The 11,629-nt window shown below is 66.6% G+C and carries 11 protein-coding genes and 1 tRNA gene; 4 read left to right on the top strand and 8 right to left on the bottom strand.

Features of this window, described 5'->3' with window-relative positions:
• The first annotated feature begins 488 nt into the window (after positions 1-488).
• Positions 489-1,277, top strand: a complete 789-nt coding sequence (locus AB0F44_RS28430) for a hypothetical protein (protein WP_357360483.1) — start codon at positions 489-491, stop codon at positions 1,275-1,277.
• A gap of 66 nt (positions 1,278-1,343) precedes the next feature.
• Here AB0F44_RS28430 and AB0F44_RS28435 read toward each other — a convergent pair.
• A tRNA-Leu gene (locus tag AB0F44_RS28435) sits at positions 1,344-1,428 on the bottom strand.
• Positions 1,429-1,478: 50 nt separating this feature from the next.
• The gene (locus AB0F44_RS28440; RefSeq protein WP_357360485.1) at positions 1,479-1,913 is read right to left on the bottom strand and encodes a DUF805 domain-containing protein; all 435 of its coding nucleotides are present in this window, start codon (positions 1,911-1,913) and stop codon (positions 1,479-1,481) included.
• Between the two features lie 92 nt (positions 1,914-2,005).
• Between AB0F44_RS28440 and AB0F44_RS28445 the strand changes: the two genes are divergently transcribed.
• Entirely contained in the window at positions 2,006-2,605 is a 600-nt protein-coding gene (locus AB0F44_RS28445) for a nucleoside triphosphate pyrophosphatase (protein ID WP_357360487.1), read from the top strand.
• Here the strand turns inward: AB0F44_RS28445 and AB0F44_RS28450 are convergent.
• The 6 genes from AB0F44_RS28450 to AB0F44_RS28475 form a co-directional block, all read right to left on the bottom strand.
• The gene (locus AB0F44_RS28450) at positions 2,562-3,167 is read right to left on the bottom strand and encodes a GtrA family protein (RefSeq protein WP_357360489.1); all 606 of its coding nucleotides are present in this window, start codon (positions 3,165-3,167) and stop codon (positions 2,562-2,564) included. The genes AB0F44_RS28445 and AB0F44_RS28450 overlap by 44 nt on opposite strands.
• Positions 3,168-3,261: 94 nt before the next feature.
• Positions 3,262-4,440: an acyl-CoA dehydrogenase family protein gene (locus tag AB0F44_RS28455; protein ID WP_357360491.1), complete on the bottom strand. Its 1,179-nt coding sequence runs from the start codon at positions 4,438-4,440 to the stop codon at positions 3,262-3,264.
• 52 nt (positions 4,441-4,492) lie between these two features.
• Entirely contained in the window at positions 4,493-5,380 is an 888-nt protein-coding gene (locus AB0F44_RS28460) for a carbohydrate ABC transporter permease (RefSeq protein ID WP_357360492.1), read from the bottom strand.
• Positions 5,377-6,402, bottom strand: coding sequence for a sugar ABC transporter permease (locus AB0F44_RS28465; RefSeq protein WP_357360494.1), 1,026 nt, complete (start codon positions 6,400-6,402; stop codon positions 5,377-5,379). Before AB0F44_RS28465 ends, AB0F44_RS28460 begins: the two co-directional genes overlap by 4 nt.
• Before the next feature lie 4 nt (positions 6,403-6,406).
• Positions 6,407-7,816, bottom strand: a complete 1,410-nt coding sequence (ngcE, locus tag AB0F44_RS28470; protein WP_357360496.1) for an N-acetylglucosamine/diacetylchitobiose ABC transporter substrate-binding protein — start codon at positions 7,814-7,816, stop codon at positions 6,407-6,409.
• A gap of 51 nt (positions 7,817-7,867) precedes the next feature.
• The gene (locus AB0F44_RS28475) at positions 7,868-8,629 is read right to left on the bottom strand and encodes an SIS domain-containing protein (protein WP_357360498.1); all 762 of its coding nucleotides are present in this window, start codon (positions 8,627-8,629) and stop codon (positions 7,868-7,870) included.
• A 112-nt stretch (positions 8,630-8,741) separates the two neighbouring features.
• On the opposite strand from AB0F44_RS28475, the gene AB0F44_RS28480 reads away from it, so the two are divergent.
• Both AB0F44_RS28480 and AB0F44_RS28485 read left to right on the top strand, forming a co-directional pair.
• Positions 8,742-9,704: a BadF/BadG/BcrA/BcrD ATPase family protein gene (locus tag AB0F44_RS28480; protein WP_357360499.1), complete on the top strand. Its 963-nt coding sequence runs from the start codon at positions 8,742-8,744 to the stop codon at positions 9,702-9,704.
• Between the two features lie 67 nt (positions 9,705-9,771).
• Positions 9,772-11,550 carry a biotin carboxylase N-terminal domain-containing protein gene (locus tag AB0F44_RS28485; protein ID WP_357360501.1) on the top strand — a complete coding sequence of 593 codons (1,779 nt, stop codon included), beginning with the start codon at positions 9,772-9,774 and terminating at the stop codon, positions 11,548-11,550.
• Positions 11,551-11,629 lie beyond the last annotated feature (79 nt).

Below are 11,629 nucleotides of genomic sequence, written 5' to 3' on the forward strand. Positions count from 1 at the left end.
TCTCGCGCTCGTTTCACAGCCACCGCGAGCGTCCAGCACCCCGGTCACCGAGCCAACCATCGCTAACGTTCAGCGAGCATTAGATGCGTAGTCATTGCCCGAACTACGAGCCGTGACTACGTCGCCTCTGGTCCGCTACGCGCGCTGACCTGTCGAGATGCAAAGTGCCATCAACAAGGGTGATCGTGAGCATCTGACCGTCGATGACTCCAAGGTGGGCAAATGGCGCACCCCAATATTGGGTAGGCAAAGAGAAATCCCGCAGCCCGCTGAGACCGCGCCGGGAGACCCTCCTCTCAGACCTCGCCGAGGCGGCCCACGGGCCGCACTTGCTCCTCGGTTTCAAGAGATCCCCACGATTCACCCGAGACCGGCCCAGGCCGACCGCGACTGTCATCCCTGTCCGCCCGCCTGGTCTCGGGTAATTCAGCCCTGCCTGCCCATCACAGGTACGGACCACAACAACGCATTGAAAGAAGCACCAACCCATGAGTACCTCCTACCCGCCCCCTCCAGCCGCTACGGGTGTCACGCCTCTCGATCAGGCGATCCACAAGGCCGCCACCGACGGCTGGACCGTCGTCAACCGCGACTCCCACAACGCCGTCCTCAACAAGGGCGGCAAGGTCCGCCACGTGATGCACGGCATCATCTCCCTGCTCACCTGCGGCGTCTGGCTGTGGGGCTGGGCCATCGTCGCCATCCTCGGCGCGAAGCAGATGATGACGCTGTCGATGGACGCTAATGGCCACGTCACCCAGCAGGGGCCGAAGTCCCGTACGCCCTACCTCGCCGGTGTGGCCGGACTCTTCGTCGTCCTCGCGATCATCGCTGCGCTGACGGGCGGCGGTGGTGACGACACCACCGCTACCGACGGCGGCGACTCGGCCGCCCAGGAGGCACCCGTCGAGGAGGCCGCGGCCAAGGACGAGGAGAAGGCCAAGCCGAAGCCCAAGGCGAAGCCGATGGTGGTCAGCACTGAGGACCTGATCAAGGAGTTCCAGGACAGCGAGTTCACCGCGGACAAGAAATACAAGGGCAAGACCCTGAAGATCACCGGCGGTGTGGTCTCCTCCATCGACGCCCAGGTCTTCGATGACGATAAGTACGACGTCTCGTTCGACTCAGGTGGAGAGTTCGAAATTCTGAGCGTCAACTGCCGCGGTGTTGCCGACAAGTACCTCGACACCCTCGAACCTGGCCAAGAAGTCACCGTGGTCGGCAAGTTCGATGACGGCGGCGACCTCGGCATCGAGATGAAGTCCTGCGACTTCTGACGAGCGGCCTGGAAAGATCTTGGTGATCTGCGGCACTGTGCTGGGTTGGTTCGAGTAATAACGTTCTGGTGCCGAAGGCGGGACTTGAACCCGCACGCCCTGGAGCACAGGAACCTAAATCCTGCGTGTCTGCCAATTCCACCACTTCGGCCGAGCGGCGATCAGTCTAGAGACTGATCGCCGTTCGTGGTTAGCCGCCGGTCAGGCGACGTTGTACTTGTCGCCCTCGGCCTTCTCGGGCAGCGCCCAGAAGACGATCAGCACGATGATGCCGACGCAGGTCAGGTAGAGCAGCTGCCACCAGCCGGAGCGGCCGGTGTCGTGCAGGCGACGAGCGCCGACGGCGAGGGACGGGACCAGGACGGCGAGCCCGAAGATGCCACCGACGATGGAGCCGGCGGTCGAGTCGGCACCGAGGATCAGGTTGATCGCCATGTTGACGACCACGGCGAACAGCCAGGGCCACCAGAACTCGGACCGGCTGGAGCGCCCCTCGAAGGAGGCGTACTTCTTGAAGAAGCGAACGATGGCGTCGCGAGGCGACGCGCCGCGGAGCGGCTGGCTCAGCGGAACTTCGCCCACGGGACCAGCGCCGTACGGCTGCTGCGGGGGCGGGGGCGGCGGGTAATCCGTCACTTCGGATTTCTCCTCGTTGAGATGGGTTGGATGTGCGAAACCTAGTCGGGACGGACTCCGGGGTAAAGGACCGTTACCCCTAGGGTTGAGCCATGACCACGCTGGTCCTTGCCTCCAAGTCCCCCGCCCGGCTGCAGACGCTGCGCAGCGCAGGTGTCGAGCCTGTGGTGATCGTCTCCGGCGTCGACGAGAGCAAGCTCGATGGGCTGCCGCCGACAGAGCTGGCGCTCGGGCTCGCCGAGCTCAAGCGGGACGCGGTCGCCGGCCGACCCGAGGTGCCCGAAGGGGCGCTCGTGCTGGGGTGCGACAGCGTCCTCGAGCTCGACGGAAAGCCCCTGGGGAAGCCGCACGATCCCGAGGAGGCGACCCAGCGCTGGCGGGAGATGCGGGGGCGCAGCGGCGTACTCGTCTCCGGGCATGCGCTGATCGACACCGCGACCGGTCAGCAGGTGTCGCAGACCGCTGCCACCACGGTGCACTTCGCCGACGTGAGCGACGAGGAGATCGCTGCGTACGTCGCGACTGGCGAGCCGCTGCACGTCGCCGGGGCGTTCACGATCGACGGGCTCGGCGGGGCGTTCATCACCGGGATCGAGGGCGACCACCACAACGTGGTCGGGTTGAGCCTGCCGCTGCTACGCGACCTGCTCAGCCGGCTCGGTCACGCGTGGCCGGCTCTGTGGAACCGTTGACCGGCTCGCGGCGCTCCGAGGCCAGCAGCACCGTCGGGCCTGCCGCGGCCTTCAGCGCTTCGGCCTCCTCCTCGACGCTGCCGTAGACCTGCGTGTAGCGGATGGGCTGGCCGAAGACGAACTTCCGGAAGAGGAAGAACCGGGCGATCTGGCCCAGCAGCACGCCGACCACGTTGGCGGAGAGGTTGTCGGCGATCGCGCTGTCCCAGCCGATCACGCTACGGGTGACGTACAGGCAGGCGATCGGCAGCAGCATCGTCACCGCGTTGATCACGACGTAGGCCGTGAACCCGCCGTCGGGGTGGCCGGAGACGCGGTGACGGAACGTCCAGCGACGGCTCAGGTCGTAGCTGATCAGCATGCCGACCGTGTTGGCGATGACGTAGGCCGGGATCGGCTGACCGTTCATCGGCCCGGCGCCCATGAAGAAGCCGTGGACCAGTCCGTTGAACAGCACGAAAGCGACTGCTGTCGCGATTCCGCCGACCATCATGAAGCGGACCACCTCTCCGAAGAGGCGGGTGCGACGCAGCCGTCCTAGCAGCTGTCCCCCGAACACCATGTGGCCACAGTAAACGGTCAATGGTGAGATGGCTCTTGATTACTTCGCGGGTTTCGTTCAGCGTGCCGTAAGATTCGCGCCTATTCGACGGGCTCTACTCCACAGGAAGGCCGAGACCCCTGGCGATCAGCATGCGCTGCACCTCGGAGGTGCCTTCGCCGATCTCGAGGATCTTCGCGTCGCGGTAGAAGCGGGCCACCGGATACTCCTCCATGAACCCGTAGCCGCCGAAGACCTGGGTGGCGATGCGGGTCGCGGTGACGGCCGACTCGGTGGCGTACAGCTTGGCGGCGGCAGCCGCCTGCTTGAACTCCTTCATCGTCACGGCACCCGAGTCGAGTCCGGACTTCATGGCCGCGGCCTCGTACGTCAGCAGGCGCGAGGCCCGCAGCATGACCTCGAGGTCGGCGATCTGGAAGGCGACGCCCTGCTTGCGGCCGATCGGGCCGCCGAAGGTCTGCCGCTCCCCCGCGTACTCGAGCGCCATGTCGAGGCAGGCCTGAATACAGCCGACAGCGAGCGCGGCAATCGCGACGCGGCCGTCGTCGAGGGTGGCGAGGAACTGGGCGTAGCCACGGCCGCGCTCACCGAGGAGGTGGTCGGCCGGCACCCGGGCGCCGTCGAAGGAGAGCGGGTGGGTGTCGGAGGCGTGCCAGCCGAGCTTGTCGTACGCCTTCTCGGCGGTGAACCCGGGCGTGCCCGAGGGGATCATGATGGTGCTGATCTCGGGCTTGCCGTTGTCGCGGGTGCCGGTGCGCGCCGTGACGGTGACGACCGAGGTGATCGAGGAACCGGAGTTGGTGATGAACTGCTTGGCGCCGTCGACGACCCACTCCTCGCCGTCGAGGACGGCCTTGGTGGCGGTCGCGCCGGCGTCGGAGCCGGCACCCGGCTCGGTCAGCCCGAACCCGGCCAGCTTCTTGCCCGCGACGAGGTCAGGGAGCCAGCGCTCCTTCTGCTCGTCGGTGCCGTAGGTGAGGATCGGGTTGATGCCCAGGCCGACGGCGGCCTCGAGCGTGATCCCGATCGACTGGTCGACGCGGCCGAGCTCCTCGATCGCGACGCAGAGCGCGACCAGGTCACCCTCGCCCCCGCCGTACGCCTCGGGCGCGGTCAGGCCGAAGAGGCCCAGCTCACCCATCTTGTGGACCACGTCGACGGGGAAGTGATGGTCGCGGTCCCACTGCGAGGCATGGGGCGCGATCTCCTTCTGGGCGAAGTCACGGACGACAGCACGCAACTCTTCGTGCTCGGGCTGGAGAAAGGAGGTCACGCGCCCCAGGTTAGCGCTTATTAACCTGGGGCGCGAGATCCGCGTCACATCTCTACCGGAATGTTCCCGTCGAGACCGTCCCAGCGATCCTCCGCTGGAAGATCAGGTAGACGACCAGCACCGGAAGCACGGTCAGCACCACCCCGGCGAAGAGCGCACCGAAGTCGACGTTGTAACCCGCCTGCGAGGAGAACGACGCCATGCCCTGGGTGAGCACGTAGTTGTCCCGGTTGGTGTTGAGCGCCACCGGGAGCAGGAACTGGTTCCACAGCCCGAGGAAGTTGAAGATCGCCACGCCGGCCATGCCAGGTGCGGCCATCGGCAGCATGATCTGGAAGAACGTGCGCCACTCGCCCGCACCGTCCATCATCGCGGCCTCGTAGACGTCGTCGGGCAGCGTCTTGAAGAAGGCGTAGAGGAAGAAGACGGTGAACGGCAGCGCGTAGGCGACGTAGGTCAGGGTCAGCCCGGGCAGCGTGTTGAGCAGCCCGAAGCCCTGGAGCACGAAGAACAGCGGCACGATGACCAGGAAGACCGGGAAGGTCAGCCCAGCGAGCATCGTGTAGTAGATGACCCTGCGGCCGAAGAACTCGAACCGCGCCAGCACGTAGGCGCACATCGCCCCCAGCAGCATCACCAGCACCAACGCGGTGCCGACGACGATGACGGTGTTGAAGAAGTACGTCCCGATGCCGGCCTTGGTCCAGGCGCTGACGTAGTTGTCGAAGTTCCACTCCGCGGGCAGAGAGAACGGCGAGGACAGGATCTCCTTCGACGTCTTGAACGAGGAGAGCACCACCCAGCAGAAGGGCACGATGACGATGACCGACCAGATGATCAGCATCGTGTGCGAGGTGCCGGCGACCAGTGCGTCGCCGGGCGTACGTCGCCCGCCCTCGGAGCGGGCAGCGACAGGCTTGTCCAGAGTGACGGCGCTCATCGGCGTACGTCTCCCTTCTTGTCCCGTCCGCCAGCGAAGTGGAAGACGACGAAGACCAGGGCGGCGAAGAGCAGCGTGACCAGGGCGAGCACCACGCCCATCGAGGTAGCGTAGCCGAACTGGCTCTTCTTGAAGGCGGTGTTCATCAGGTGCTGGCTCATCGTCAGCGTGCTGTTGGCAGGGCCGCCGCCAGGGGCGAGCGCCGCCATGAAGACGTACGCATCCAGGGTGAGGATCCCCAGATAGATGTAGGCCGTCTGCACGTTGTCACGGATCGAGGGGAGCGTGATCGAGATGGCGGTGCGGAAACGGCCGGCACCATCGATGCGGGCGGCCTCGTAGATCTCTGCGGGTACGCCCTTGATGGCGGCCACGAAGAGCACCGTGTAGAAGCCGATGCTCGCCCAGATGATCACGAACATCGAAGCAGGCATCGCCGCACGCACCTCCCCGAGCCAGGCATAGTCCTTGAACCCGTCGAGGCCGATGCCGGTGAGCATGCCGTTGAGCAGGCCGGCGGCCGGATCGTAGACCTGAGCCCAGAGCAGACCGATGACGACGGCCGGGACGGCGTAGGGGAAGAACGAGACGACCCGGTAGAAGCCGGACCCGTTCAGACCGCGGACCTGACCGGTGCTGGGACCGGCGGTGGTCACGACCACCGCGATCGCCAGCGCCGCGACCAGAGTCACGAACGGCACCACGATCGTGAGCAGTACGTTGTTGCGCAGTGCCTTGACGAAGGTCTCGTCGTCGAGGAGCTTGGCGTAGTTGTCCAGGCCGACGAAGTTCATGACCGGCGAGAAGCCGGTCCAGTCGGTCAGCGAGTAGAAGAGGGCCTGCCCGATCGGGACCACGACGAAGATGACAAAGACCGCGACCGGGAGGCCGAGGAAGACCGTCATGAACAACGCCCGGTCGAGGGTTAGCTTGCGGCGGCGCCGGCCGGGGGCGGCCCCCCAAGGATTCTCCTCGGAGGGGCCGCCGGCCGTCTGGGCCATCGTGGTGGATGGGTCCGGCATGGTGTCAGGAAACCTTGAGCTTCTCGATCGATGAGTCGTCGGCGACCTTGTCGAAGATGCCCTGGACTGCCTTGGTCAGGCCCTTGACGTCGAGGTCACCGGAGAGGAACGAGTTCCACACGACGAGCTCGTCGGCGTTGGTGCCGTAGTAGTCGTAGAACTGGTAGTTGAAGGTGTTCTCACCGGCGGCGTCGAGCATCGCGCTCTGCGACTTCAGCGCCGCGGAGCCGAACCCGTCCTCAGGGATGGTGTCCTTGACGATGGTCGGCGCGAGCTTCGTCTTGGCGAAGTTGGTCGCGGCCTCCTTCGACAGCATCGCGCGGAGGATCTCCTTGCCACCTGCCGGGTTCTTCGCCTTGCTCGGCACGATGAACGCCTCGCCGGCCGCGGCACGGACGGCCTCGTACGGCAGCGACGGGCTGTCGCTGAGGACGAACTCCGGGATGCCGGTCATCTCGAAGCCCTCCTTGGTGGCGTCCTTCATCTCGTTCTCGATCCAGCCGCCGCTCGGGTAGAGGAGCGCCTGCTGGTCGTTGGACCACTTGGCCTGCGCGGCGGTGAACTGGGTGCCGGCACCGCCCGGGATGAACATGTCCTGGCTGACCATCTCGCCGAGCTTGCCCAGGATGTCCTGGATGACCTTGTGGGACCAGATGCCCTTCTCGAGGTTCTCGAGCCCGAGGCGCACCTCGTCGCCACCCTCCTTGGCCGCCGAGTCGATGACCAGGGTGCGGTAGTAGGTCGCCGCCTCCTTGCCCCACGTCCAGAGGTACTTCTTCTTGGCCTTGGCCTTGGCACCGAGGTCGAGCGCCTCGTCCCAGGTCTTCGGCGCGGTCCAGCCGTTCTCCTCGAAGAGCGAGGCGGAGTACCACACGCCGTAGAGGGTCATGACGTAGTTGATCGCCACGAACCGGTCGCTGTAGGTGCCGGGCACCTTCACGTTCGGGTAGAGGGTCTCCTCGATCTTGACGCCCTCGTAGCTCTCGGCCTCGAAGACGTCGTCGAGCTCCTCGAGCTGGGCGGCGATCGAGCTGAAGCCGATCAGGTCCGCACCCGAGTTGTCGATCAGGTCCGGGGGCGTGCCGCCGACGAAGCGCGGCTGCAGCTCCGTGGCGATCTTGGTGGTCGCGCTGATCTTGAGGTCGGCGTCCGCGAACTCCTTGCCGACCACGCCTGCGGCGAACTCGACGTAGTCGTAGCCGTAGCCACCGTCGAAGATCACTGCGTCGACGGTGCCGTCCTTGGGCATACCGAACGGGTTGGACGCGGACTTGGTGCCACCGCCGGAGTTGTCGGTGTCGCTACCGGGCGCGCCACACGCGGCGAGCGCTCCGGAGAACGACACGAGCGCCGCGCCGGCGAGGGTGCCGCGCAGAAGAGTCCGGCGATCGAGCCGGTGAAGCTGCTGGGACATCGTGCTGCCTTCTTTCGGGTGGGTTCCTCGTTACTTCTTCTTTACGGGTGTTCAGGCCATGCTTCCGATGCGCTCGCCGTAGCGAGCCTTCAACGCATCGTTGTGCTCATCGCCACCCGGGATATTGGCGGAGAGATAGAGGGGCGGGGTCTCGCCTGCCTCCTCGATCCTCGCGGCGGTGGCGAGGGTCAGGAGCTGGGCGATGTAGGCCGCCGTGATGGAGGAGACGGCACCGGCGAGAACGCCGCCGTCACCGACCGGGACGGTTGCGTCGCCGAACGGAGCCAGGTTGTCGATCACCACGTCGGCGATCTCGGCCAGGCGCTTGCCGCTGGGGTGCTTGGGGGTGACTGCGTTGGTGTGCTCGAGGCTGGTCACCGCGATCACCGTGTGGCCCTCCTCCTTCGCGCGCTGCGCGATGCCGACGATCGAGCCGTTGACACCGGAGTTGGACGCGATGAGGAAGACGTCCTCGGGGTGGAACTCGTGGAGCTCCCAGAGCTCGTTGGCGATGTTGGTGTCACGCTCGAGGAGACCACCCTTGAGATCGCTCGCCGGCCGGTCGCCCTTGAGGACCGTGTCGCGCAGAGCGATGGCGTGGGTGGGGATCAGACCACCGGCCCGCCCGGCGATCTCCATCGCGAACGCCTGCGAATGGCCGGTGCCGAACGCCTGCAGCACACCGCCGTTGCGGATGCTGCCGACCATCGCCTCGACCGCCGCGTCGAGGCCACCGGATTGCGCCATCGACTGCAGCTCGGACAGGCGTGTGCGAACCTGCTCATCGAAGGCTCCGAACACGTCTCTGGTCAATTAGTCCACCCACCTAGCAAACTCCGGCCGCGACCGTATGTCGAGGCCTGCGCTCGAAAACTATTTGGAGAGAGTACGCCTGGCAATGGTTTTCTGTTACGAAACGGTGTCAATGAATAACGACTATCTGGGACTCGACGCTGGAGGCACCAGCACTCGCGCCGTCGTGGTCTCCTCCGACGGACGGTGCCGAGGCATCGGAAAGGCCGGCAGCGGCAACCCGACCTCCGCCGGAATCGACGCTGCCACGAGGGCGATCAGGTTCGCCGTCACACAGGCCGTGACCTCCTCTAAAGCCGGTACGCTCGCCGGCGCTGCCCTGGCGGTGGCCGGGGCGGGCGACCCCGGCCACCGGGCCGCGATCGTGGCCGCTCTCTCCGACCTGGTGGCGGTCGAGCCGGTCTTCGACTTCGATGTGCTGGCTGCGTACTTCTCGGGGACGGCGGCTCCCGACGGTTATGTGCTGCTCTCTGGCACGGGCGCGTCGGCGGTGCGTGTCGAGGACGGCCAGCTGGTCGGGATCTCGGACGGACTGGGCTGGCTGCTCGGGGACGTCGGCTCGGGCTTCTGGCTGGGCCGGGAGGTCGCACGTGCCGGGCTGGCGCCGCTCGACGGGCGGGGCGCCGCAACCCTGCTGACCGGCCTGCTGCTGGACCGGCTCGGCATCACCCCGGATGAAACGCCACAAGGCGGACGGACCGGGACTCTGGTCGCGGCGACGGCGGCGCTCTACGCGATGCCGCCGCTGCGACTGGCCGACTTCGCCTCGCTCGTCTTCACCGCGGCGGGTGCCGGCGACGAGGTCGCCGCGGGCATCCTCGACCAGGCGGCCGAGGGGCTGCGGGAGACGCTGGCGGCGGTGCGTACGCCTGAGGTCGAGGGGCCACTGGTCGCGGCCGGGAGCGTCCTGGCCCGGCAGCCCGACTTCGCCGCCCGGGTCGCTCCCGGGGCGGTGGTGGCCACCGACGGCTTGGCCGGAGCGGCCGTGCTGGCGCTGCGGCATGCGGGCGTGCTCGTCGACGACGCCGTGTACCGCCGAGTAACCTCGTCCCTTGCGCAGCTCACCGAGGTGTGACAATCGTTACTACGGGCGGCTGGCGGCAGGGCGAGATGGCCTCCCCTAGCATGTCCATGCATTCACGATGGAGGAGTTCTCGTTGAGCAAGCCACTGACCAAGGTCCTGATCGCCAATCGTGGTGAGATCGCCGTTCGAGTGATCCGTGCGTGCAAGGACGCCGGGATCGGCTCGGTCGCGATCTATGCGGACCCCGACCGTGACGCGCTCTTCGTGCGGCTGGCCGATGAGTCCTACTCCCTGGGTGGAGCAACCCCGGCGGAGTCGTATCTGTCCATCGAGAAGATCATCGACGTGGCCCGCCGCTCGGGTGCGGACTCGGTCCACCCCGGCTACGGGTTCTTGGCCGAGAACGCCGACTTCGCGAAGGCGGTGATCGAGGCCGGGTTCACCTGGATCGGGCCCTCGCCGGAGGCGATCGATGCCCTGGGTGACAAGGCCAAGGCCAAGCAGATCGCGCTCAAGGCCGGTGCCCCGTTGGCGCCGGGTCTCAAGGACCCGGTCAAGGACGCTACCGAGATCGTCTCCTTCGCCCAGGAGTACGGCCTCCCGGTCGCGATCAAGGCCGTCTTCGGTGGCGGCGGCCGCGGTCTGAAGGTCGCCCGCACCCTGGAGGAGATCCCCGACCTCTACGAATCCGCCGTCCGTGAAGCGGTGGGGGCGTTCGGGCGGGGTGAGTGTCTGGTGGAGAAGTTCCTCGACCGCCCGCGTCACGTTGAGACCCAGTGCCTCGCGGACAAGCATGGCAACGTGGTGGTGGTCTCCACGCGTGACTGCTCGCTGCAGCGCCGCCACCAAAAGCTGGTCGAGGAGGCGCCGGCGCCGTTCCTGTCCGAGGAGCAGAACAAGCGGCTCTATGAGTCCTCCAAGGCCATCCTGCGCGAGGCCGGCTACGTCGGCGCCGGGACCTGTGAGTTCCTGGTCGCTGCCGATGGCACCATCTCCTTCCTCGAGGTCAACACCCGCCTCCAGGTCGAACACTGCGTCTCCGAAGAGGTCACCGGCATCGACCTGGTGCGTGAGATGTTCCGGATCGCCGCCGGCGAAGAACTCGGCTATGAGGACCCTGAGGTCCGCGGCCACTCCATCGAGTTCCGGATCAACGCCGAGGACGGCGGCAACAACTTCATGCCAGCGCCGGGCACCCTGACCGAATGGGCACCCCCCGCCGGACCGGGCGTACGCCTGGATGGGGGTTATGAGAAGGGGGAGACCATCCCGGGCTCCTTCGACTCGTTGATCGCCAAGCTGATCGTCTCCGGGCGTGACCGCACCCAAGCGTTGGAGCGTTCGCGTCGGGCGCTGGATGAGTTCAAGGTCGACGGGATGCCGACCGTGATCCCGTTCCACCAGGCCGTGGTCTCCGACCCGGCTTACACCGCTGAGAACGGGTCGTTTGAGGTCTACACGACCTGGATCGAGACCGACTTCGACAACCAGATCACCCCGTATGCCGGTGCTCCTGGTGAGGCGGCCGAGGACGGCGAGCGGCAGACCGTGGTGGTCGAGGTCGGCGGCAAACGCCTCAACGTCTCCCTGCCCGCCGGGCTCGGCGGCCTCGCCGTCGGCGGCGGCGCAGGTGCCGCGAAGAAGCCCAAGCGGTCCGCGAAGAAGGCCGGCGCAGCGGCGTCTGGTGACTCGGTCACCTCCCCGATGCAGGGCACCATCGTCAAGATCGCCGTCGAAGAAGGCCAAGAGGTCACCGAGGGCGACGTCGTGGTGGTCATCGAGGCCATGAAGATGGAACAACCCCTCAAGGCCCACAAGAGCGGCACCATCACCGGCCTGAACGCCACCGTGGGCGAGACCGTCGCCAACGGGGCAGTCATCGCCGAGATCAAGTAGCTGGCTGGACCGGCAGCGGGGGGGGGACGACGGTGAAACGGGGAAAGGCGCGGACGCGTTGGGGGACAAAAAAAAACCC

Source organism: Nocardioides sp. NPDC023903 (assembly GCF_040639295.1).
Classification (GTDB): domain Bacteria; phylum Actinomycetota; class Actinomycetes; order Propionibacteriales; family Nocardioidaceae; genus Nocardioides.